The 23,377-nt window shown below is 57.5% G+C and carries 21 protein-coding genes; 6 read left to right on the top strand and 15 right to left on the bottom strand.

Features of this window, described 5'->3' with window-relative positions; all coding sequences use genetic code 11:
* Positions 1–224: 224 nt before the first annotated feature.
* From OQ273_RS08015 to OQ273_RS07995, 5 genes are read left to right on the top strand one after another with little or no spacing between them, the layout of a single operon-like run.
* On the top strand, positions 225–2,117 hold the full coding sequence (locus OQ273_RS08015; protein WP_267989926.1) for a peptidylprolyl isomerase: 1,893 nt from the start codon (positions 225–227) through the stop codon (positions 2,115–2,117).
* Between the two features lie 24 nt (positions 2,118–2,141).
* Positions 2,142–3,176 carry an anthranilate phosphoribosyltransferase gene (trpD, locus tag OQ273_RS08010; protein ID WP_267989925.1) on the top strand — a complete coding sequence of 345 codons (1,035 nt, stop codon included), beginning with the start codon at positions 2,142–2,144 and terminating at the stop codon, positions 3,174–3,176.
* Positions 3,177–3,183: 7 nt separating this feature from the next.
* Complete coding sequence (gene trpC / locus OQ273_RS08005) at positions 3,184–3,981, top strand: indole-3-glycerol phosphate synthase TrpC (protein WP_267989924.1); 798 nt, start codon at positions 3,184–3,186, stop codon at positions 3,979–3,981.
* 8 nt (positions 3,982–3,989) lie between these two features.
* Positions 3,990–4,487 (top strand): cyclic pyranopterin monophosphate synthase MoaC, encoded by a 498-nt coding sequence (moaC, locus tag OQ273_RS08000; protein ID WP_267993059.1) that lies wholly within the window; start codon positions 3,990–3,992, stop codon positions 4,485–4,487.
* Positions 4,487–5,707, top strand: a complete 1,221-nt coding sequence (locus OQ273_RS07995; protein WP_267989923.1) for a molybdopterin molybdotransferase MoeA — start codon at positions 4,487–4,489, stop codon at positions 5,705–5,707. Before moaC ends, OQ273_RS07995 begins: the two co-directional genes overlap by 1 nt.
* Here the strand turns inward: OQ273_RS07995 and OQ273_RS07990 are convergent.
* The 11 genes from OQ273_RS07990 to paaG form a co-directional block, all read right to left on the bottom strand.
* Positions 5,704–6,873 (bottom strand): MFS transporter, encoded by a 1,170-nt coding sequence (locus OQ273_RS07990; RefSeq protein ID WP_267989922.1) that lies wholly within the window; start codon positions 6,871–6,873, stop codon positions 5,704–5,706. The two genes, OQ273_RS07995 and OQ273_RS07990, sit on opposite strands and share 4 nt — an antisense overlap.
* Before the next feature lie 90 nt (positions 6,874–6,963).
* A complete protein-coding gene (gene paaE, locus OQ273_RS07985; protein ID WP_267989921.1) occupies positions 6,964–8,046 on the bottom strand; it encodes a 1,2-phenylacetyl-CoA epoxidase subunit PaaE in 1,083 nt (360 codons plus the stop codon).
* A gap of 9 nt (positions 8,047–8,055) precedes the next feature.
* Positions 8,056–8,577 carry a 1,2-phenylacetyl-CoA epoxidase subunit PaaD gene (gene paaD / locus OQ273_RS07980; protein WP_267989920.1) on the bottom strand — a complete coding sequence of 174 codons (522 nt, stop codon included), beginning with the start codon at positions 8,575–8,577 and terminating at the stop codon, positions 8,056–8,058.
* 5 nt (positions 8,578–8,582) lie between these two features.
* Positions 8,583–9,341 (bottom strand): 1,2-phenylacetyl-CoA epoxidase subunit PaaC, encoded by a 759-nt coding sequence (gene paaC, locus OQ273_RS07975; protein WP_267989919.1) that lies wholly within the window; start codon positions 9,339–9,341, stop codon positions 8,583–8,585.
* Positions 9,342–9,348: 7 nt separating this feature from the next.
* Positions 9,349–9,636 (bottom strand): 1,2-phenylacetyl-CoA epoxidase subunit PaaB, encoded by a 288-nt coding sequence (gene paaB / locus OQ273_RS07970; protein ID WP_267989918.1) that lies wholly within the window; start codon positions 9,634–9,636, stop codon positions 9,349–9,351.
* 45 nt (positions 9,637–9,681) lie between these two features.
* The gene (gene paaA / locus OQ273_RS07965) at positions 9,682–10,677 is read right to left on the bottom strand and encodes a 1,2-phenylacetyl-CoA epoxidase subunit PaaA (protein ID WP_267989917.1); all 996 of its coding nucleotides are present in this window, start codon (positions 10,675–10,677) and stop codon (positions 9,682–9,684) included.
* Positions 10,678–10,769: 92 nt separating this feature from the next.
* Complete coding sequence (locus OQ273_RS07960) at positions 10,770–11,669, bottom strand: PaaX family transcriptional regulator (RefSeq protein WP_267989916.1); 900 nt, start codon at positions 11,667–11,669, stop codon at positions 10,770–10,772.
* A gap of 73 nt (positions 11,670–11,742) precedes the next feature.
* Positions 11,743–12,333 carry a TetR/AcrR family transcriptional regulator gene (locus tag OQ273_RS07955; protein ID WP_267989915.1) on the bottom strand — a complete coding sequence of 197 codons (591 nt, stop codon included), beginning with the start codon at positions 12,331–12,333 and terminating at the stop codon, positions 11,743–11,745.
* A 24-nt stretch (positions 12,334–12,357) separates the two neighbouring features.
* Positions 12,358–13,704: a phenylacetate--CoA ligase PaaK gene (gene paaK / locus OQ273_RS07950; RefSeq protein WP_267989914.1), complete on the bottom strand. Its 1,347-nt coding sequence runs from the start codon at positions 13,702–13,704 to the stop codon at positions 12,358–12,360.
* Positions 13,705–13,736: 32 nt separating this feature from the next.
* Complete coding sequence (gene paaI / locus OQ273_RS07945; protein ID WP_267993058.1) at positions 13,737–14,168, bottom strand: hydroxyphenylacetyl-CoA thioesterase PaaI; 432 nt, start codon at positions 14,166–14,168, stop codon at positions 13,737–13,739.
* 34 nt (positions 14,169–14,202) lie between these two features.
* Positions 14,203–14,991 carry a 2-(1,2-epoxy-1,2-dihydrophenyl)acetyl-CoA isomerase PaaG gene (gene paaG, locus OQ273_RS07940; protein ID WP_267989913.1) on the bottom strand — a complete coding sequence of 263 codons (789 nt, stop codon included), beginning with the start codon at positions 14,989–14,991 and terminating at the stop codon, positions 14,203–14,205.
* Between the two features lie 115 nt (positions 14,992–15,106).
* On the opposite strand from paaG, the gene paaN reads away from it, so the two are divergent.
* Positions 15,107–16,771, top strand: a complete 1,665-nt coding sequence (gene paaN, locus OQ273_RS07935) for a phenylacetic acid degradation protein PaaN (protein WP_267989912.1) — start codon at positions 15,107–15,109, stop codon at positions 16,769–16,771.
* A gap of 95 nt (positions 16,772–16,866) precedes the next feature.
* On the opposite strand, the gene OQ273_RS07930 is transcribed toward paaN, so the two are convergent.
* From OQ273_RS07930 to OQ273_RS07915, 4 genes are all read right to left on the bottom strand, one after another.
* Positions 16,867–17,112, bottom strand: coding sequence for a DUF1127 domain-containing protein (locus OQ273_RS07930; RefSeq protein ID WP_267989911.1), 246 nt, complete (start codon positions 17,110–17,112; stop codon positions 16,867–16,869).
* Positions 17,113–17,824: 712 nt separating this feature from the next.
* Positions 17,825–19,168, bottom strand: coding sequence for an HlyD family type I secretion periplasmic adaptor subunit (locus OQ273_RS07925; protein WP_267989910.1), 1,344 nt, complete (start codon positions 19,166–19,168; stop codon positions 17,825–17,827).
* A 15-nt stretch (positions 19,169–19,183) separates the two neighbouring features.
* Positions 19,184–21,319, bottom strand: a complete 2,136-nt coding sequence (locus OQ273_RS07920) for a type I secretion system permease/ATPase (RefSeq protein WP_267989909.1) — start codon at positions 21,317–21,319, stop codon at positions 19,184–19,186.
* A gap of 14 nt (positions 21,320–21,333) precedes the next feature.
* On the bottom strand, positions 21,334–23,292 hold the full coding sequence (locus OQ273_RS07915) for a hypothetical protein (RefSeq protein ID WP_267989908.1): 1,959 nt from the start codon (positions 23,290–23,292) through the stop codon (positions 21,334–21,336).
* Between the last annotated feature and the right edge of the window lie 85 nt (positions 23,293–23,377).

Here is a 23,377-nt window from a genome sequence, read left to right as displayed (position 1 = left end):
ATGAGCGCGTCAGGCGCTGCGGCGACCATGGACCGTTATGTTTGCGCTGGACCTATCAAATCTTGAAAATAAATCAATTGCGCACCTGCCGTAAGATCACGCCAAATTGCGCATTTCCGGCTTCTTTTGCGCCTTGCGGCTGACGCAATGGATGCGTAAAACACCCCGCACTATCAAATGATATCGAACGCTGCCACCGTGCGCTTCGAAAACACGGAGTTTTCATGCTCGACTCACTTCGCAACAGCGCCAAATCCTGGGTGGTCAAAGCTTTTCTGATGATACTCGTTTTGTCCTTCGGTGTCTGGGGTATCAGTGGAACGGTTTTCCAGGGCACGGGAGGGTCGGTTGTGACCGTTGGCGAGACGCGCGTCACACCGCTCGATTTCCGCCTGGCCTATGACCGCCAGCTTGCCGCGCTGTCGCGCCAATTCGGTACACGCCTGACAACCGAGCAGGCCCGCTCAATGGGTCTTGAAAACCAGATTCTGGTTCAGGTTGCCATGAACGCGGCGCTCGACGAACAGTCGCGCCGCATGAATCTCGGCCTTTCCAAGGACCGCCTGGCCAACCTCATTGCCGAAGATCCGGCGTTTCAGGGCATTGACGGCCGGTTCGACCGGACAACCTTCGCTGCGCTGCTGCGCAATGTCGGCATGACGGAAGAAGACTATATCGTTAGCCAGGAGAACGCTGCCATTCGCTCGCAGATTGTCGAGGCGATTTCAGATGGGTACGAGGCTCCGTCAACGCTGCTGCGAGCGATCAGCCAGTACGACAACGAGACCCGGACCATCGACTACATTCTCCTGAACTCGGATGCGGTTGACGCCATCGCGGAGCCGACACAGGAGCAGATCCAAAACTACTTTGAGGAAAACAAGGCGGCTTACCGCGCGCCGGAATATCGCAAAATTGCCTATGTGACCCTTCGGGCAACCGATATTGCCGATCCTACAACGATCAGCGATGACACCGTGCGGTCCGACTACCAGACATATATCGATCGCTTCCGCACGCCAGAGACGCGCACCATCCAGCAACTGTCCTTTCCGGATGGCGATGCCGCAAAAGCTGCAGCAGACGCCATTGCTGCTGGCGGATCATTCGAGGAAATCGTCCAGGAACAGGGCACCACGTCAGGCGACATTACGCTCGGCACGTTTGAACGTGACACGGTTCCGGACCAGTCAATCGCCGAAGCCGCCTTTTCCATCAGCGAAGAAGGCGGCACCAGCGGTGTTGTGGAAGGCGCTTTCGGCCCGGTCATCATCAGGGTGACTAAGATCACACCGGAAGCAACACGCAGCTTTGATGACGTCAAGGAAGATATTCGCAACGACCTGGCGCTTGGAGAAGCCGAAGCCATCCTGTTTGATGTCCATAACGCCTACGAGGACTTGCGCGCCGGTGGCGACACGATGCAGGAAGCCGCCAGGAAACAAAGGCTGACGCCGGTCGTCGTCGATGCGGTCGACCGCTCGGCGCGCACACCCGACGGTACGGTTCTTCGCGACCTGCCCGAATCGCGCGACCTGTTGGCGCAGGCTTTCGACACGGAAATCGGTGTTGAAGTCGCACCGTTGAACCTTGGAACGGATGGATACCTCTGGTTCGAAGTCCAGGATGTGATGCCGGCACGCGACCGTTCGCTTGATGAGGTGCGTGATCGCGTGATCGAGGACTGGAAGCGCGAGCAAACCGGGCTGGCGCTGGGAGAACTGGCAACGCAACTGCAAAAACGCGTTGAGGATGGTGAAGAGATTACGGCGGTCGCAGCCGATCGCGGACTGGTAACGAACACGAAATACGAATTCAAACGCAGTGACGAAGACGCTGTGCTCGGACCGGTAGCCGTCGCCGCCGCCTTTGGCGGGCCGGATGGGTTGGTGGCTGTGGCGGACGACGCCGGCGGAGCATCCAAAATCCTGTTGAAGGTCTCATCCGTCACAAAACCGACCGCTGGTTCCGCGCAGCTTGCCGATCAGCTCACCGAGGCGGTTTCCGCGCGCATGGGCGACGACATGCTCACCCAGGCCATCGCTCAGATGCAGTCGGAATTCGGCGTCTCCTACAATCCGGCCGCCGCTGAGTTGGCTTTGTCGCCCGGCCACTAGGTAGGCCGGCGCGGAGACAGGTATATGAGCGAACTCAAGGACTACATTGCAATTGCGGCCAGCGGCCGCCATCTCACCCGGCAGGAGGCCGAAGAAGCCTTCGGCATCATGATGTCGGGGGAAGCGACAGCTGCGCAAATCGGCGGCTTTTTGATGGCGCTGCGCATGCGCGGCGAAAGCGTCGCCGAGATCACCGGCGCCGTTTCGATCATGCGCGACAAGATGTTGTGTGTGGATGCGCCGGACCATGCCATCGACATCGTCGGAACGGGGGGAGATGCCTCCGGCTCTTATAATGTGTCAACATGCACCGCCCTTGTTGCCGCCGGTGCCGGCCTGACGGTCGCCAAACACGGCAACCGGGCGCTGACCTCGAAATCCGGCGCCGCCGATTCCCTTGTGGCACTGGGTGTTGAACTCGACCTCAAACCGGGTGGAATTGAAGCCTGCATCAACGATGCCGGTATCGGTTTCATGTTCGCGCCCGCTCACCATTCGGCGATGCGCCATGTCGGCCCGGCAAGGGTCGAACTTGGAACACGGACGATTTTCAACCTGCTTGGGCCGCTGTCCAACCCGGCCGGCGTAAAGAAACAACTGCTCGGCGTCTTCGATCCGCGCTGGCTGCGGCCCCTTGCCGAGGTGATGCGTGATCTGGGGTCCGAAACCATCTGGGTGGTGCATGGCGACGGCCTTGATGAGATGACGACAACCGGTGTCACTCAGATCGTTGCACTCGAAAACGGCCAGATCCGTGAATTCGAAATCACTCCCGAAGAGCTCGGCCTCGAACGTGTGACGATGGACAAGTTGAAAGGCGGAGACGCACAGCACAACGCCCGCGCACTCATTGAGGTGCTTGAGGGCAAAAAAGGTCCCTATCGGGACATCGTCATGCTCAACACCGCGGCATCTCTGGTCATTGGTGGAAAAGCCGAAGACATGTCCGAGGGTCTTGCGATTGCAGCCGACACAATTGACAGCGGCGCGGCAAAGGCAGCCCTCGACAGATTGGTCGAAACATCAAGGGCACATGCCAAGGAAAAAGAAGAAGAATAGCCGGACCATGACCGATATTCTGAAAAAGATCGAGCATTACAAGCGGCTCGAAATTACGGCGGCGAAGACGGCTGTGCCATTGTCGCAATTGCGGGATACGATCGACCGGGTGGAACCTCCGCGTGGATTTTTGGCGGCACTGGAGCGCAGGGCCAGGAGCGGTGCGTTCGGGCTTATCGCAGAAATCAAGAAGGCCAGCCCTTCAAAGGGGTTGATACGGGCCGACTTTGACCCGCCTGAGCTTGCCAGGGCCTATGAGGCCGGCGGTGCGGCGTGCCTTTCGGTTTTGACCGACGCACCGTCTTTTCAGGGTGCACCGGAATTTCTGACAGCCGCTCGCGGCGCCACAGGCCTTCCCGCGCTGCGCAAGGATTTCATGTTCGAGCCTTACCAGGTCTATGAAGCGCGATCCTGGGGAGCCGATGCAATCCTGATCATCATGGCCTCGCTGAGCGATGATGACGCCAGGGCCCTTGAAGACACAGCTTTTGAGCTCGGCATGGACGCACTTATTGAAGTGCACAGCGAAGAAGAAATGGAGCGTGCGTTACACCTTCGCTCACGCCTTATCGGCGTGAACAATCGCAATTTGCGGACCTTTGAAGTCAGCCTGGAGACAAGCGAGCGCCTTGCAAAAACGGTGCCGGATGACCGCCTTCTTGTCGGCGAGAGCGGTATATTCACGCATGAGGACTGCCTGCGCCTTTCCAGATCAGGCATCACATCCTTCCTGGTCGGTGAAAGCTTGATGCGTCAGGCGGATGTTGAAAGCGCAACGCAAAAACTGCTGACCGGCGCCGATTGAGAGACATGATGCCCAAGGATGACAAGCTAACCCATATCGCAGAAGACGGCGCCGCCAATATGGTCGATGTCGGCGGCAAGGAAGACACAGGCCGCCAGGCCGTTGCCGAAGGCTATATCCGTATGGCGCCGGAAACCCTGGCGCTGATCCGTGACGGCGATGCCAAGAAAGGCGATGTCATCGGTGTCGCGCGGCTCGCCGGCATTATGGCTGCAAAGAAAACATCGGACCTCATTCCACTTTGCCACCCGCTCATGTTGAACAAGGTTGCCGTTGAGATCGACGAGGCTCCCGATCTGCCCGGACTGCGGATTGAGGCGATGGTGCGCCTCACGGGCAAAACGGGTGTCGAAATGGAAGCCCTCACCGCCGTTTCGGTCGCCTGTTTGACGATCTACGATATGGCAAAAGCTGCCGACAAGGCGATGGAAATCTCCGGCATCAGGTTACTGTCAAAATCCGGCGGCAAATCCGGAGAGTGGCAGCGCCAGCCAGAGGATAGCTGATGTCACTTGTCCCGGTTGAAGAGGCACGCTCCCGCATCCTTGACGGTATCGAACCGATTACCTCCACGGAAACCGTAACGCTTGCACAGGCTATTGGCCGTCAGCTCGCCGCCGACCTGAAGGCGGGCCGGTCGCAGCCTCCCTTCCCTGCCTCCGCCATGGACGGCTACGCCGTACGCGCGGCAGATGTCACGACAGTCCCGACCAAGTTAACCGTGATCGGAGAAGCGCCAGCCGGGCATGGATTTTCGGGAACGGTGGAAAAGGGCGAAGCTGTACGCATATTTACCGGTGCGCCTGTGCCGTCCGGCGCCGATACAATTGTTATCCAGGAAAATACCGAGCGACTGGATGACCGGACAGTTCGGATCGACCAGACGGTGTCACAGGGCACCTATGTGCGTCCGGAAGGTCTGGATTTCGCAACCGGCGACACGGTCTTGCATGCCGGTCAGATACTCGACGCAGGACGGATAACGGTCGCAGCGGCGATGAACTGTCCTGAGCTTGTCGTCAAACGCCAGCCACGCGTTGCAATCCTGGCGACGGGAGACGAACTTGTTCCTCCGGGCAGCACGCCCGGGATGGACCAGATTATTGCCTCCAACGGTTTTGGTGTGCGGGCCATTGCCGAAGCCGATGGAGCTGCGGTGACCGATCTCGGTATTGCCGCCGATCGGCAGGACATTATTGAAGCGGCGATTGATCGAGCACTTGAAATCAAGGCCGATATTCTGATTACCTTGGGCGGTGCTTCGGTTGGAAAACATGATCTCGTCCAGAAAGCACTCGTGGCGCGGGGAATGAAACTCGATTTCTGGCGCATTGCCATGCGGCCGGGAAAACCGCTGATGTATGGTGAGCTTGGCGCTTTGCACGTCCTCGGTTTGCCTGGCAATCCGGTCTCGAGCCTTGTTTGCAGTCATCTCTTCCTGCGCCCTCTGATTGCGCGTCTGTCCGGCGTCGCTGAACATGATCCGCACAGCAATGCAGTTCTGGGAAGCGATGTTGCCGCGAATGATCAAAGGCAGGATTATCTCAGAGCGAAGCTCGCGCGCAACGCCGACGGCACGCTTGTTGCAACCCCATTCGAGCGGCAGGATTCATCCATGACACGGATTTTTGCAGAATCCGATTGCCTCATCATCCGGCCGCCTCACGCAAAGGCCGCAAGCAGCGGTGATGCCTGCCGGATCGTTCTGCTGCGCGCGCCGGCCTAGTGCGCCAGCCTGCGTCTTTGCATGACGAAATGCGCCGCTATTCCAAGCAGATAGCATAGGATGATCAGCATCATCATGCTGCCATATCCAAAAGAGACCAGAACCGCCAGGGCAAATGGTGTCCCGCATGTATTGCCCAGATTACCCATCTGCGCGATCGCGCCATTGGCCATGGCCTGCGTGTCGGGCGTGTCATTGAGTTGCGGTACAGCGGCAAAACTTGCCCCCTGAACCAAACCGAGTGCGGCAAACAACAGGACACAAAGCCACGGGCTTCCGGGCGACAGCCAAAGTGCCGATCCAATTGCGATTGCAGCCAGGAAACCGGTCTGGATGACCGCAACGGCACTCGTGACGCGAAGGAGCGCAATACCGAGTGTCATTGAACTGATAATGCTGGCGAGCGGCATGGCACCGGCGACAAAGGCGCGGCTTTCCGGCGGCACAGTCTCGGGCAACAGTGTCAGGAGCGACACGAATGAAAATGTGTAGAACAGCCAGCCAAGTGCCGCCGCCGACATGTGCGGCGAGCGATAAATCACTGCATGACGGCGAATAACATCCATGAAACCCGGAAGGGTCCGGTCTGCGTCACCTTCCAGTATTGACGGCAGCAGAAAATACAGGACCACAGCGACAACGAACATAAAAGCCGCATGGGCAACGAAAATCGAATGCAACCCGTACGCTTCGACCAGCGGCAGTCCAAACCAGGCAACCAGTGAAAACGCCACACCGAAGAATGTGCCCCACAGCGTCAGTGTCATCGGACGGTGACGGTCCGAACTGATCTGGGCAATGAGCGTCGGCGCGGCGACCACGATCACCAGGTGCGACAGTCCCTCAATCACCCGGCTTGCAAACATTGGAACAACAGTTGGCAGCGTTGCCTGATAGGCGGAAACGACGGCGCCGAGCAACAAGGCCCACAGGATCAAGCGCCGAAATCCGACACGCGCAACGATCATCCCGGCCGATGTGCCGAAGATGATCCCCATGAAACTGATGACCGAAACCAGAAAACCGATTTCAGTGCCGGCATCGGGATAAAGCTCCCGCAGATCGGGAAAGATCACGCTGACCTTGGCAAACTGTGCCGCAGCTCCAAGCCCGGCGGCCCAGAGCAACAGCACCAACCCGAATCGTGTGCTTGTTGGTGTTTTCATCCGCCAGCCTTTAGCGCGAAGCGGACACAAACAAAACCGTTCACACGATACTTCTGGATTCAGGCCCCGATGGTGGCACTATCGTCGTTGTCAGACTTCGTCAAAGTCCAGGACGACCTTTTCGGTCAACGGCCGTGATTGGCAGGCAAGGACAAACCCCGCCTCAAGCTCCCATGGCTCAAGGGAGTAGTTGACGGCCATCTCCACCTCGCCGTCCCGCACCTTGCAGCGGCAAGTGCAACACATACCACCCTTGCACGAGAAAGGCAGCTCGACCCCGTTGCGATGGGCCGCGTCGACGACATTATCGTCCTGTGCCGCCATGACGAACGAACGCGACGCCCCGTCCAGAACGGCCTCGACCGCAACGCCCTGTTCGGCGACATCCTTTGCCTGCTGCGAGCGTTCGGCGCGCGGTGCGCTGCCTTCTGCCGGCGTAAACAGTTCAAAGCGGATGCGCTCGGCAGGCACGCCCAACTCTTCAAGCTTGGCGCGTCCGGCTTCAATCATATCGCCGGGTCCGCACAGGAACACATTGGCGACGGAGGCGGGATCAAACAGGCCGGACTTTGTAAAGCGCCCGATACGCTCGGCATCCAGCCGTCCGTGCAACAGGTCGACATCCTGACCTTCGCGGCTGAGCACATGAATAAGTGTGAACCGCTCAAGAAAACGGTCCTTCAAATCTTCCAACTGCTCCCGGAAAATCACCGACGCGCGGTCCCGATTGCCGTAGAACATCGTAAAGGTGCTGTCCGGCTCCCGCATGAGGATGGTCTTGACGATGGAAAAGACCGGCGTGATACCGGACCCGGCGGTGAAGGCGACATAGTGATTGCCGGTCTCCTCGCCAGGCTTGGCGGTAAAGCGGCCCTGCGGCGCCATGACATCAAGTTCCATGCCTGGCTGAAGATTATCATTGGCGAAGTTCGAGAAGACACCGCCATCGACACGCTTGATCGCAACGCGCAGTTCATCCTCGTCAAGGCCGCTGCAAATGGAATAGGTGCGTTGCACGGCTTCCCCGTCAACATCCGCACGCAGGGTCAGGTATTGTCCCGGAACAAAGTCGAAAGCCGCCCTGTTCTCATCCGGAACGTTGAAAGCGATAGAGACCGCATCGTCCGTTTCCTGTCTGACATCGGCAATCTTAAGCGAATGGAATTGGGGCATTCTCGTTCCTCAAAGGCACTTGAAATAGTCAAAAGGTTCCCTGCAGGTCAGGCAGCGATAAAGCGCCTTGCAGGGTGTCGATCCAAACTCGCTGACGCGCTCGGTTTCCGCGGCGCCGCAATGGGGGCATTGAACCAATGTTTCGCCGAAAAGGGCACGCTTTGAATTCGACGTCTTTTCCGGCGGTGCGATCCCGTATTCCTTGAGCTTCTGCCGCCCTGCTTCGCTGATCCAGTCGGTCGTCCAGGCCGGACTGAGAACCGTCTCGACGCGTGCGTCCTCAAAACCCGCAGTCTGAAGTGCTTCAAGCACCATCTCCTGGATAAGCTGCGTCGCCGGGCAACCTGAGTAGGTTGGGGTGACATGCGCGACAACCCTGCCTTCGGCATCAAGGTCAACCAACCGCAGGATTCCAAGGTCTTCGACCGTGACGACAGGTATTTCCGGATCCGGCACGGCAGCCGCCGCCTGCCAGGCAGCCTTGCGGATGCCCTCGCCCGATTGCTGTTTTATATCAGCAACATCGCCCATCGCAGCTACCAGTTCAGTCCAGGATAGGTGCGCTGCATGTATTGCAACTCGCTGAGAACATGGCCGAGATGCTCCGTATGAAGACCGTTTCGCCCGCCTGTCTGCATGTGACCGGACTCGGGAAGCGTCAGTGTGGCTTCTCTCAAGACACTGTCGACCGTCTGCTGCCATTCATGGGCAAGTGATTTCGGGTCGACGGCATAACCGGCGCGGAGCGCAGCCTCGGTCACTTCGTCGGTCTCGAACAGCTCGCCCGTATACATGACCAAGGCATCAAGCGCCTCTTCCATCCGGGCATGGCTTTCATCGGTGCCGTCGCCGAGCCGTATCACCCATTCGGATGTGTGGCGAAGGTGGTAAGCCACCTCCTTGCTGGCCTTGGCGGCAATGGCGCGCAGTGTTTCATCCGAAGAGCGCTCCATTTCCCGCCAGAACGGCACCATGAAGGCGGCAACAAAGAACTGCCGAACGATTGTCTGAGCAAAATCACCATTGGGCAGCTCGGTGATCAGGGCGTTCAGATAGTCGCGCTCATAGCGCAGAAACGCGAGCTGATCTTCGTTACGACCTTTCCCCTCGACCTCGCCGGCATAGGCATAAAGCGCCCTTGCCTGTCCCATCAGGTCGAGCGATATGTTGGTCAGCGCCAGGTCCTCTTCCAGGGTCGGACCATAACCGCAGAGCTCGCCGAGCCGCTGGCTGAGGATCAGGTGATCATCCGCCAGGCGCAACAGATAGGTAAACAGTGTTTGATCTTCCGCCATGGCAGCCTCACATATTTCCGACATCTTCGGGAATTTCGTAAAACGTCGGATGACGGTAGATTTTCGATTCTGCCGGCTCGAACATCATGTCCTTGTCAACCGGGTCTGAAGCGACAATGTCGCTGGACCGCACGACCCATACGCTCTGGCCCTCGCCCCGCCGCGTATAGACGTCACGGGCAGCCTGTAAGGCCAGTTCGGCATCGGCCGCATGGATCGATCCGGCGTGTTTGTGGCTCAGGCCGTTACGGGCTCTGATAAAGACTTCCCACAAAGGGGTTGCAGCTTCGGTCATGAAAAACCCTTCTCACAAAATATGGATATTGAAAGCAGACAGGTGCTATTCGGCAGCAACCCGGGCGGCAGCTTCACGCGCCGCGCGCTTTTCTGCATAGGCCAGCGCCGCCTCCCGGACCCATGCGCCTTCCCTTTCCACCTTGCGGCGGGTGCGCATGCGTTCACGGTTGCAGGGGCCGTCACCTTTGACCACGCGCCAAAACTCGTCCCAGTCGATATCGCCGTGGTCGTAGCCCTGTTTTTTCTCGTCCCACTTCAGTTCCGGATCCGGAACCTTCAGACCGAGAAACTCCGCCTGTGGAACGGTCGCATTGATAAATTTGTCGCGCAGATCATCATTCGAGAAGCGCTTGATCTTCCAGAGCATGGATTGCTGCGAATGGACCGACTCGCCTTCAGACGGTCCGAACATCATCAGCGAAGGCCACCAGAAACGGTTGAGCGCATCCTGCGCCATTTCCTTTTGCTCATCGGAGCCGTTGCACAGGGTGATAAGGATTTCATATCCCTGACGCTGGTGGAAACTCTCTTCCTTGCAGATGCGGATCATCGCCCGCGCATAAGGGCCGTATGAACAACGGCAAAGCGCGATCTGGTTCATGATCGCAGCACCGTCAACCAGCCATCCGATCGCGCCGATATCGGCCCAGGTCAGTGCCGGATAGTTGAAGATCGACGAATATTTGGCGGCACCGGAAAGAAGCTGTTCGGTCATCTCTTCCCGGCTTACGCCAAGTGTTTCGGCAGCCGAATAAAGATAAAGGCCGTGACCGCCCTCGTCCTGGATCTTTGCCAGCAGCGCGGCCTTCCTGCGCAGAGATGGCGCGCGGGTAATCCAGTTGCCCTCCGGCTGCATACCAATAATTTCGGAATGGGCGTGCTGAGATATCTGGCGGATTAGTGTCTTGCGGTATCCTTCAGGCATCGGATCGTTCGGTTCGATCTTCTGCTCGGCGTCGATACGCTCTTGAAATGCGGCCAGAAACGCCTCGTCCTCATCAGTCTTGCCGTCGGCGCCAATAAGCCCCTGTGAGTACATATCCCTGATCCTTCTTTGAATTTAGAAGGATTATACGTTACGAAATTTGCATCGTCAACGATATCTTCGTAACATATTTTGTGCATGCCGGATCACACGGCGAAACGCCGGGCGATATCGATCTGCGGCTGTGCAATGGCTTGATCCCGGGCATTCACACAGGTGTCGAGCCACGCCTCGCTGGGGTCCGCAAGGTGCCCGTAAATGGAGGCAGCCAATGCCCTTGCCTTGTCGCCTGGCCAGTTCTGCGGCGACAATTGCGATGGAAACGCAGGATCACGCAGTGCCAGACGCCGGAAATGATGGATCAAAAGACTTCGCGCCGCCATCGCCGAGAGCGGATCGAGCTGACCGTTGGAATCAAGAGCGCGTTTCAGCCGTGCAAACCGGTTGATAAAATCCACATAGGATTGTTCAATCTCGTCAAGCCGCCATGCCTGCGCAACCATGGAACGTGCGTCCGTCTCGCGGTCCAGCGAGGACTTGAAAAGAAACTCTCCGTTTTGGATCACAGGTGCCGGAGCGCCGTTATCAACGTCGGGACGGATAAAGACATTCGGCGTCAAGGCACCGAAACCGCCGGCCCGCAATTGCCTGCGCCGCGCATCCCTTCCCTCACCTGCTTCGCTGGACAACACCAGCACCAGCCACTGGCCAGACCAGAGCCCAGCAGAAGGACCGTAGATCCTGAGAGCCGCCTGAGCAAACTCTTCTTCTCCGGCAGGAGCAAGCCGGTAGAAACTCTTTCGCCCGATTTTGCTTCGCGTCAGCCATCCGTCAGCAGTCAGCCGCGACATCGCGGTGCGTAAGGCCGTCGGTTCAATCCGAAGCCGACCCATCAGGTCCTGCAGGGATCCGAGCCAAAGCTCGCCACCCCGGGGAATGACGGCATCTCCAAAGACAGTGATAACCAGAGACCAGACACGAATGCGCTCCTGTGCATGGAAGCCGTCAACAAGCGCTTCAATTTCTCCGGCGGCGGAATCAGACATGATGCTTATATGAACCGTCGCGGCTGACAGGGCAACTCAGCCTGCAGCCTCGCAGCTGTCCGCGGTATTCAGCTCAGGTCAGGCCGCGTGTACCGCTGACAATGAGACGGCTTGCCATTTCAGCATATTCCTCGCGGCCAACACCGCCTTGAGGGCGGAACCACATATAGTGCCAGTTCAACATGCCGAAGAGAGACATCGTTACGGGTTTAACGAGCCTTGCTTCAAGATCCGGATTGATGCCGCGCACTGCCTGCGCAAAAAAGGTAACAAGACGGCGTTCGAGATCTTTTAGCGCCTCCTGCTGATCATGCGGCAGGTGCTTCATCTCGTTGATCTGAACCTTGTGCTCATGATCGGCTTCACGATAGGCGTTGAGCAATGCGGTAATCAGAAGATAGATGCGTTCTTCCGGCTCGGCATCCGGCCTGTCGGCAGCTTCCACTGTCAGGCAAAGTTCCTTCAGGTGCGAGCCGATGACATCGTATAAAAGCGCGTCCTTGCCGGAATAGTAATGGTAAAGCAGTGCCTTGGAGACACCACAAGCCTCGGCAAGCTGCGACATTGAGGAGCGGTCATAGCCGACATCGGCAAACAGCTTGGCCGCCGATTGCAGGATCGCGCCGCGTTTCTCATCGTAATCCAGGGCTTTTGTTCTGGCCAATGGCTTTCCCCCGTCAAAGCAGGTTTAGTCGGTTTTGCGCAGGTCGACAACACGACGCGCTTTACCGGCGGACCGCTCAACGCCACCTGGCGGCCGGACCGTTACGCGGGCTGTGACGCCAAGGGTACTTTTGATATGTCCGGAAAGCTCCTTGCCGCTTGCCTGCCGTGCATCATCGCCGGCTGCGCCCTCAGTCGCCTCGACATTGATGGTCATGGTGTCCATGCGGCCTTCGCGGGTAAGTTCGATCTGGTAGTGCGGTGTCAGGCCGGTGCATTTGAGGAGTTGCTCTTCGATCTGCGTCGGAAAGATATTGACCCCGCGCACAATCATCATGTCGTCGGAACGGCCGGTGACCTTTTCCATACGCCGCATCGTCCGGGCTGTGCCCGGCAGCAACCGGGTCAGATCACGCGTGCGGTAGCGGATGATCGGAAAGGCTTCTTTGGTCAGCGACGTGAACACCAACTCGCCCTTCTCGCCGTCCGGCAGCACCTCACCCGTATCCGGATCGATGATCTCGGGATAGAAATGATCTTCCCAGATGTGAAGCCCGTCTTTTGTTTCCACGCATTCATTGGCAACGCCCGGCCCCATGACTTCCGACAAACCGTAGATATCCACCGCGTCCATATCGAAAGCGTCCTCGATTTCGCTACGCATGGAGTTTGTCCAGGGTTCGGCGCCGAATATCCCGACCTTGAGAGATGCCTCCCTCGGATCGATGCCCGCACGGCGGAATTCGTCCAGCACCGACAGCATGTAGGACGGCGTGATCATGATGATTTGCGGCTTGAAATCATGAATGAGCGTCACTTGCCGCTCGGTCATGCCGCCGGAGACGGGCACCACCGTGCAGCCGAGTTTTTCAGCGCCGTAATGCGCGCCAAGACCACCGGTGAAAAGTCCGTATCCATAGGCAACATGAACCATGTCACCCGGCCGGCCTCCGCTTGCATAGATCGAACGGGCAACCAGATGAGACCAGGTCTCAACATCGCGTGCCGTGTACCCCACAACCGTAGGCTTGCCGGTCGTACCGGACGAGGCGTGAACGCGGGCAAGCTGTTCACGAGGAACCGAGAACATGGAGAACGGGTAATTGTCCCTCAGATCCTGCTTGACCGTAAACGGGAAACGGGCGAGATCCTCCAGACTGCCAAGGTCATCCGGATGCACGCCACTGTCGTCGAAATGCGCCTTGTAAAAGGTTGAATTGTCATAGGCGCGGTTCAGGGTTTCCTTCAGGCGCGTGAGTTGAAGAGCCGCGATCTCATCCCTGGAGGCCGTTTCGATCGCATCGAGACCACCCTGTTTGTCCCCAGCAATCGTCACCGGGGCGCCTGGTTCGTTTGTTGATTGTGCCTGCATAGATCCATCCTCCCGTGTGGGGACTACCGGTTTCAGCTTTCGACCGGCAGATGTGTTCCCTTGACCGTACGTGAATGACCACGAAACTCGGCGATCACCTCGCCGTCATTGCGCGTCACACGAATATCGTAAATTCCGCCACGGCCGGCCCTTTGAACCTCGGATGCCGTTGCGGTCAGCTTCTCGCCCGATTTGACAGGCGCTAGAAACGTTATCGCGCATTGCTGTGCGACGGCATTCTGATTGTAACCGTTGCAGGCGAAGGCAAAGGCGCTGTCCGCAAGCGTGAAGATGAAGCCGCCATGACAGATATCATGGCCGTTCGTCATATGATCGAGCACCGTCATGGAAAGCGTCGCCGAGCCCGCCGATATGTCCTCGATTTGCATGCCCATATGCTTGGAGGCCTTGTCATTTTCCCACATGGCCTCGGCACAGGCGCGCGCCAGTTCATCAGCACCCATCGATTGGGGATCAAGGCTGCGTTCCGTCACGACACTACCTCCGCCCGGTGAATGCCGGTGGCCGTTTTTCAAGGAATGCCGACACGCCCTCAGCATAGTCCGGCGTGTAGCCGGCATCGCGTTGGGCGTCGCGCTCCATATCCAGCTGCTTGTCGAGATCATTCGCACCGGCTGCTTGAATGAGCGTCTTGGTGAGCCCCAGACCGACAGTCGCCGCTTTGGCGAATTTTGACGCCATCTCGTGCGCCTCACTCATCAGTCCGTCATCGTCTACCGCTTTCCAGATCATGCCCCATTGCTCGGCGGTCTCAGCATCGACGGGTGCACCGGTCAGCATGATCGCCTTCGCCCTCGCCTCGCCGATCAGATGCGTCACGGTCCAGGTGCCACCGCTGTCAGGTACAAGTCCGATTTTCGCAAAGGCCTGAATGAAACGTGCGGACCGTGCTGCTAAAACGATGTCGCACGCAAGCGCCACATTGGCCCCTGCGCCTGCGGCAACGCCATTGACCGCGCAGATCACCGGAAGTTGCAGACTGCGGATCCTTCTAATCAACGGATTGTAAAACGTTTCTATCGTGTTCCCGAGGTCGATCGCTTCTCCGCCTGGCTCGCGCTCGCCCAGATCCTGACCGGCGCAAAACCCGCGCCCTGCTCCGGTCAGAACCACCGCCCTGCAGTCGGGATCATCATCTGCCTCATCCAGCGCTTCCATCAAGGACGTGCTTTGAGACGGCGTGAACGCATTCAGCTTGTCGGGACGGTTGAGTGTGATCACGACATAGCCGTCGCGTTGATCTACGAGTACCTTGCCGTCACTCATACCCTTCCTCCACTGAAATCCGGCATCATGATCTGCCTCCTCTTTTCATCTTGCATAAACCGACCGGTTGGTCAATGATTGGGTCAATTATCTATTTGTCCGTCAGGAGGAAAGAATGAGCGCTTTTTTTGAGGCACACAAGTCAACGCTTGAAAAGGCACTGGAGGTCTCCAAAACACGGGATTACTGGTCACCCTATCCCGAAGTTGCCAGTGGCAAGATCTACGGCGAAACCGCCAAGGACGATGGTGCCGCTGCGTTCAAGAGCGTGTTGGGAGGTCCGTTCAAGCTCGAAGGACATCCCGGCGAAAGCACCGTCGGCGCTGAACAATCGCCTTACGGCATTGATCTGGACATTGCCTACCCCAAGGCCTCACCTGCCGGCCTGCTTAAGGCGTCCTCAGACGCGGCAACAGGCTGGGCGAAAGCCTCGATTGAGGAAAGAACAGGCGTTTGTCTTGAAATCCTCGACCGCCTGAACAAACGCAGTTTTGAGATGGCAAATGCCGTATCGCAGACAACCGGCCAGGCCTTTATGATGGCTTTTCAGGCCGGCGGACCGCACGCGCAGGATCGCGGCCTTGAAGCTGTCACCTATGCCTACGCGGAAATGACACGCACACCGCAAACCGCCGTGTGGACAAAGCCGCAGGGAAAACATGACCCGCTGGTTCTCGAGAAACGCTACCGCGTCGTGCCGCGCGGCACCGCTTTGGTTATTGGCTGCGCCACCTTTCCGACCTGGAATTCTTATCCAGGCCTCTTTGCCAGCCTTGCAACGGGCAACACGGTCATCGTCAAGCCTCACCCGGGCGCGATCCTGCCCCTCGCAATAACCGTGCAGATCGGCCGCGATGTGCTGAAAGAAGCCGGCTTCGATCCGAATGTTCTGTTGCTGGCAGCCGACGAACCCGGATCCGAGATCACCAAGGAACTGGTAGAAGCACCGCAGGTTCATATCATCGACTTCACCGGATCCAACAGCTTTGGCCGCTGGGTGCGGGACAATGCCGGACCGGACACCCAAGTCTACACGGAAGAAGCCGGCGTGAACTCAATCGTCGTCGCCTCGACAGATAATTTTCGGGGAATGTGCTCCAACATTGCCTTCTCACTCTCGCTCTACAGCGGGCAGATGTGCACCGCGCCGCAAAACATCTATGTTCCGGACGGTGGCATCGAGACGGATGAAGGTCACAAGAGTTTCGATGAGGTTGCCGACGGCATTGGCAAAGCCGTCGACAAGCTGCTCTCCGACCCTGCCCGCGCCGGTGGCGTCTGTGGGGCGATTGCCGGCGACGTAACGGCAGATCGTGTGCAGTCGAGCGCCTCGCTTGGCGCGGTCTTGAGGCCTTCTGCTCAAATCGAGGGGATGGAAAGCGCCCGCACCGCAACCCCGCTCATACTCAAAGTACGCGAGGGTGAAACCGAGGCGCATCACGAGGAGCAATTCGGGCCCATCAGTTTTGTCATTGCCGTGTCCGACGCAAAGGAAGCGATCGAACGGGCCGCCGATCTGGCTTCCACAAAGGGAGCAATTACCGCTTCCGTTTACGCAACCGATGATGAGACCCTGGATGCGGCTGCCGACGCATTCGCGTCTGCCGGTGTCAGCCTGTCCTGCAATCTGACGGGAGGCATTTTTGTCAATCAGAGCGCTGCCTTCAGCGACTATCATGTCACCGGCGCCAATCCAGCAGGCAATGCGTCTTTGACGGATGCAGCCTTTGTCGCCAACCGTTTCAGGATTGCAGCAACCCGGCGGCACATGGCTGCGTAACAAGTTTCACACTCTTCATGGAGGTTCGCGCCTTAAAAAAAGCCGGCGCCCGAAACGGGCGCCGGCCATGGGAGGTCAGGCAGTCTTGTGAAGACTTACCGGTCTTTCTCGCGGAAGACACCGCGTCCGCTGGAAATCCCGAATGCAACATCGCTGCGAACCAGTCCAAGATCACGCAGATCATGGTTGGACATTGATATCAAATCTTCGTGTTCACGACGGATGCGGCGGCGCTTGCACGCCTCTTCCGAAAACGGGTTCATCCATTTCAAAACGGCTTGCGCGACCACATGGGAACGGGAAGCCGGCTTTGCGATGGCGTGGTCGATTACAATCGTCATCTTTCGCTCCTTAAAACATCAGGTCGACTGCGGAGAACTGCCTCCGGCTCATTTGTCGATGATGCCAATTTAGGAGCACCCCGTTTCAGTCCGTTTTCACGTTGGGCCATAGAATGTTTCAATTGTAGCGCGCCTTCAGAGGCACAATTGGAAAAAGCGCAATTGTTTTAGAGCGTTACCGGATTATTCAACATCACCTATCCTGCTGCAGAAACATATGAAACAAAGGCCGTGTGAAATGGAGCCGAAATTGCCGGCCATCGGATACCGGCCGGTGCCTATGACGAGCCACAACATGAGCGTCCTGCCGAACTGATCACGGGCCTGCCCTCAAAGATGAACATGTTAATATTTAACAAGATAAGTATTATAAGCTTATTTCTCAAACTTTGAATGCAAATAAATGTTCATTTTTACAGAAAATAGGTATTTTACAATATTTCGTATATCTTACTGGAAATAATATTAATCTTCTTCTTTGTGGCATTGATCACAAACGAAACGAGCGGAAGAGATTAGGGTTTATTTGGAATCGCATGATTTTTGCCTTTCCGGTGAGCGCGTTAGCGCAAACCAAACTAAGTGTTCGCAAAGCAGCGGAAAGCCCCAGACCGCTGGACATGTCGAATGCGAGGTGAGCTGTGCAAGCCAGCTCACCTTTTTTTTGCTTGAAGACAGGATGATCGAGGAAGCGTAAGGCCTGCCCTGCGCTTCACTGTTCACGAAACGCGCGCGCCATGCTGTCGATGACCGGCTGGCTCAGATAGTCGAAGAAGGTTCGCTCTTTCGTCTGGATCATGACCTCTACCGGCATGCCGGGTGTCGGGGAGAAGCCGCGCGCCCGCTGCATTTCACGAGCGTCCAACGTCACACGCGCAACGTAAACCTCTCGCTGCATGGCCGGCTGGCTTTTGTCCGGAAGCGAGTCAGCGGACACATAGTGAACCCTACCGTTCAGCACCGGCGTGATCCTCTGGTTGAGCGCGCTCAACCTGACAACAGCCGGCTGCCCGACACGTACACTGTCAATGTCCGTGCGTGATACATGCGCCTCGATGATGAGAGGCACATTTGACGGCAGGATCTCGGCAATGCTTTTTCCGCTTTCAATCACGCCGCCGGATGTGTGGTAATTCATCTTCACGACTGTTCCGGAAACCGGCGCACGGATAAGAGCCCGTCGCAACACGTTTTCTGCATTGCGGAACTGTTCCCGGACGGTGTCGAGCTCCGCTTCGATCGACTGCAGCTCATCGACCACGGCCTGCTGATGATTGGTCTGCGTCTGCGCCATCTGCCGTCTCAGTTTCGCTATCTGCGCCAGGGTCTCGGATACCTGTGAATCGAGACGGCCGATCTGGCCTTCGGCGTCCGCGATGGCCCGTTGGATCGCATTGACCTCCACCTTGCGTATGAAACCCTTTTCAAGCAGCGCCTGCTTGCCCACCAGTTCACCTTCAAGCAACTCAAGCTGCCGCTCCATCGATTTGCGCTGCAGTTCAAATCCGTCGGCACGAAACTCAAGCGACGCGACATTGCTTTCATAGACCTTGAGATCATTCTCCAGCTTGCCGCGGGACGCCTGAAAGTTGATTTTCTGGCTCTCAAGCATTGAGGCGATTTCCGCTTTGTCGGCCTGCCGGGTCAAAAAGTCCGGGAACGCAACCTGTGTCAGGCCCTGAAAGTGTGAAACAAGCCGCGCATTAATCGCTTCCAACCGCGCCCGCCTTAAAAACAGCTGCCTTTCATCGGCCAACGCTGACGTATCATCAAGGCGCACAATCGGCTGGCCCTCTTCGACCATATCGCCCTCGGTCACCAGGATCTCCTGAATGACGCCACCTTCCAGGTGCTGGATGATCTTGTTCTGCCCGGTGGCCACGAAACTGCCCTGCGAAATGACCGCCGCGGCAAGCGGTGCGGTGAAAGCCCAGGCGCCGAACCCGCCAAACGCCGCCAATATCAACAGCAGACCGTAATAAGTATGTTTCCTGATGCCTCTCGGCACTTCGGAATACCACTCGATATGGTCCGCTACCTGCTGCAACTGGGTCATGATACCGTGCTCCCCTTATTGCTGTTCGGCGCCGCCGAGGCGGCCCTTGTTCTGGCTTTCGGCCAGCGCCTGCAGAACCTGATTGCGATGGCCGAACATGGAAACCGCACCTCCGGCGAGAAGAAGTATCTTGTCGACGTGCTGAAGAAGCGCCGGCTTCTGTGTAATCACCACCACCGTGATGTCGTTTTTCTTGGCATGCGCCAGAGCATTGGCCAAAGCCCTGTCGCCCAGCGCATCGAGATTCGAGTTGGGTTCGTCCAGGACAACAAGGCGCGGATCGCCGAAGAATGCACGCGCCAGGGCGATGCGTTGCTTCTGACCGCCAGAAAGCGGAGACCCATCGGCCGCAACAGTCGTCTCATATCCCTGCGGCAGTGAGGCAATCATCTCATGGACGTCAGCCAGCGAGGCAGCTTCGAATATCTGCTCGTCCGTTGCATCCCCGCGCATCCGGCCGATATTGTCCTTGATCGTGCCCGGAAAGAGCTGAACGTCCTGCGGCAGATAGCCGATGCTCTCTCCGAACTGCCTCTGATCCCAGTTTCGAAGGTCCATAAGATCAAGACGCACGCATCCAGATGTGGGCAGGATCGAACCGACAAGCATCTTGCCGAGTGTCGTCTTCCCTGCGCCCGAGTCGCCGATGACCGCCAGTGAGTCCCCCGGTGCGAGCGAAAAATGGACCGCATTGAGTACAACACGCTTGGTGCCTTGCGGCACGTAAAGCAGGCGTTCGACATCGAGGCGTCCCTGCGGCTTCGGCAGTTTCAATCGCTCGAAATTCAGCGGAGAACTCTTCAGAAGCGCCGCAATACGCCCATAGGACGATCGCGACAGCAAGAACTGGTTCCAGCCTTCAATTGCACCCTCGATCGGCGCCAGCGCGCGGCCTGCAATAATGGATGCGGCAATCACCATGCCGCCGGTGATCTGGCCGTCGATTGCCAGAAAGGCGCCCCAACCGAGCATGCCGACCTGTGTGAGCAGTCTTATGCCGCGGGAAAAGGTCGCCGACATGATGTTACGATCCTGCGCGGTGACCTGCGCACGAAGCGACGATGCCGTGTCCTTTCCCCAAATGTTAACCGCTTCCGGGATCATCGCCAGCGCATTGATAATCTGCGAATTCCGCGCCATGGAATCCAGATGCAGATTCGCTTTGCTCATATGGCTGTTTGCTTCGCCGAACGGCGCCGATGTGAGCTTCTGATTGATCAGCGCAACGACCAGCAAGGCAAGGGCCGTGGCGACCACGATCATGCCAAGGTCGGGATGAATGAGGAAGATTGCAAGGACAAACAGGGGCGTGAACGGCGCGTCGAGAAATGATAGCAACGTTCCCGAGACGAGAAATGAGCGAAGCTGCTGCAGGTCACCCAATATCTGATACTCACGCCCGTTTCCGTGCAAGGAAGCGCGCGCCGCGGCGCTGAGGATCGGTGTCCCCAGTTGAGCGGCCAACTCGACGGCGGTCCGCATCAGGATAAACCGGCGGATTGCATCGAAGACGACCTGCAGGATCACTGCCGCCACGATTACGGCCGTCAGCATGATCAGCGTGTCCGTTGAGCGGCTTGTCAGAACCCGGTCCGATATCTGAAAAAGATAGATCGGGATCGCCAGAACAAGAATATTTGCAGCGCAACTGAAGACCATGACGATCGCCATATTGTTGCGTACCGCGGCAAGTCCCGCCTTCAGGCTTTTGGAAAAATCCACCGGGCCAAGGCGCTTGTGGAACATACCGCCTCCACCACCGCCACCGCCGCCGTGGCCTTTATTGCCGCCGCTTCCGGAACCGCCATTGTCATCCGTCTGCGCGCCACGCGCCCGCACGGGCCCGCTATCGCCCTCTATGGTTTTAGTGCCGGGCACGGAATTTGGCCGATCAACCCGAAACGTTGGTTCATCTGACTTTGCGGTAATGGTCTGCGCGCCCGGGCTACTCGGTGGTACATCGGATTGAGACAGTCCGCTGTCAGATAGCGAAGAACCGTCATCTTCATCCGGCAGAGCCTTGAGCTCTTCAACGGCCTCATCGATTTTTTCCAGCGGGTCCCGTTGTCCGTCATCATCAAAACTTGTGTCTTCATCATGCAAAGACGTCTCGTCGGTCCGCGATTGCGCGGTGCGGTCGGAGTAATTCACGTTTTTTCCCCCGGTTAAGCCAGCATTGTCTGCATGACGTCCGGCTGAACCGGATCGACCGGATCAACGGGTTTTACTGATTCAGAGTTCTCGCCTTCCGGCTCGAGCATACCGTCCGCAAGGAACAGGACGGCCTCGTTCGCCAGGCTGGTGGCCGCCTCAGTGCCTGCCGTCGGGTCATCCGAGACGAGCTCGGCCTGATGGAGAAACGCGTCGGAATAGGCTTCCCCGGCGACATAGACCGCCGAATCCGTGCCGGCATCGACAATCGATGCGAGATTGATGACATCATTATCGCCCGTTTCCACATCCCACTTGCTTTGGGCTCCACCGGCCAGTTCCGATGCGATGACGGAAACCTGGTCCGCATCTCCCACCACATTTGTCTGCAGGATCGTTTGCAGATCGTAGATACTTCCTTCGACATAGAGGACGCGCAGCCCCGTCAGGCCTGCAAAGGCTTCGTCGCCCAGCACACCGGCGGCAATCGTATCGACGCCGTTTTTGAGATTTTCAGCGGTCTGCATGTAGGCGTCTGGCATGGAGCCGATACTGGTCTCGCCGATCTTGTGGATGCTTGCCTGGTTCCACAGGAGATTGTTCCCGGTCGACACGGCGCCGTCCCAGGACGTTCCGAACTCATTGATGGAGGAAAGATAGTCGCCATCAAGCAGCACGTTGATCTGGTTGATGACATTGGCGTGGTAGAGATCGCCGCCAACGACAATAAGATCGTAATAGGTCCCGAGTTCAAAGAGCGAAAGTGAGTTGATTGCCGCATTGTCGCCCGTCGTCAACGTGGTGGACGTCCCCGACGACGACAGGATGGTGACGTCGTGATCCGATATCAGATTGACCTGTTCAAGCCAGTTGAGAAAAACGAGATTTCCTTCGATGCGCGTCACGGCCCAGGTCGCCGGGAACGACCCCGAAACATCCTTTTCCTCATCGTCGGAGCTGCTGCTTTCCAATGAGAAGGATGCAATATTGAAGGCCAGCGTCTCGCTCGCTGCCGCCGGGCTGATGAAAGAACCCAGGAAACTGTCTACATCGCTCCAGACATTGATCTGGCTGATGAGATCAATGGAGACATAATCGCCCATCGTGGCAAAGACAGCCGCATCGAGCCAGTAGGACGCGATATAGGCTTCGTTGACGACGAAGTTCCCACCGGTTGCCACCTCCATCAACGGCACCGGCTCAAAACTGCCCTCACCTTCCACAAACGACACACCAGCGTTTTCGTCCGCTTCATCCTCTTTCGCAGGCAGGTATGCGTCGATCTTCGGGGCGGCGTCCGTCTTCTCACCGTTGACGTGGATGCCAAAGACCTGCTGACCGGAGGCGATTTGGAAGGCAGAAGCAGCATCAGACAAATCTTCGAGTTCGCTGATGATCCCGACGACAATCGCACCAATTGCCTCCTCTGAGGCCGGCAAGTTCAGACTTCCGATCGGATCAAGGCCCGCCGCCGAGGATAGGAGAGCGTCAAGACCGGCGTCGAAATACGCGCTGTCTAGGACGTCTACGTCCCAATCGTCCCAGATCACATAGTCATTATCGGTCAGCCGGTTCGTCTGTTTGGCGATAACGACGATGGAGCCTGGAGGCGTGATTGTGAAACTTAAGGAGAACTTCGAGGCAAAGCCGAAAGAGTAAACTTCCGGCGCAAAGGCGTAATCTTTCACGCTCTCAATGAGAATGTCAGGCAGCGTTCCGGGCTCGTCAAACAACCCGGGAATGATCTCAGGCACAAGGTCGACGGGCGGCGGCGTGTAGTTGACGTGGGGGATATAGTCGACGAACTCGTGAGGCGCTTTGACAGTAACATTGATGTTCGGAAGCTCATTGTCCTCGTCGGTTATCTTTTCAAGTGCTTTGAACTCGTCGTAGTCCATGCGCGCACGTTGCTCTTCGACAACGATATTAAAGACACCAATAAAATGAGCGATGATTTCTGTGACGGGATCCATGGGCACTTTAACGCCTCCCGGTTGATCCGTAGTGCCCCATCATTTTCTGCTCGCATCCAGGCTGGTCATTCGACGCCGGCCTTGG

This window comes from Hoeflea prorocentri, assembly GCF_027944115.1.
GTDB lineage: Bacteria > Pseudomonadota > Alphaproteobacteria > Rhizobiales > Rhizobiaceae > Hoeflea_A > Hoeflea_A prorocentri.
Note: the sequence above shows the minus strand (reverse complement) of the source record. Positions and strands in the feature narration are given on the sequence as shown.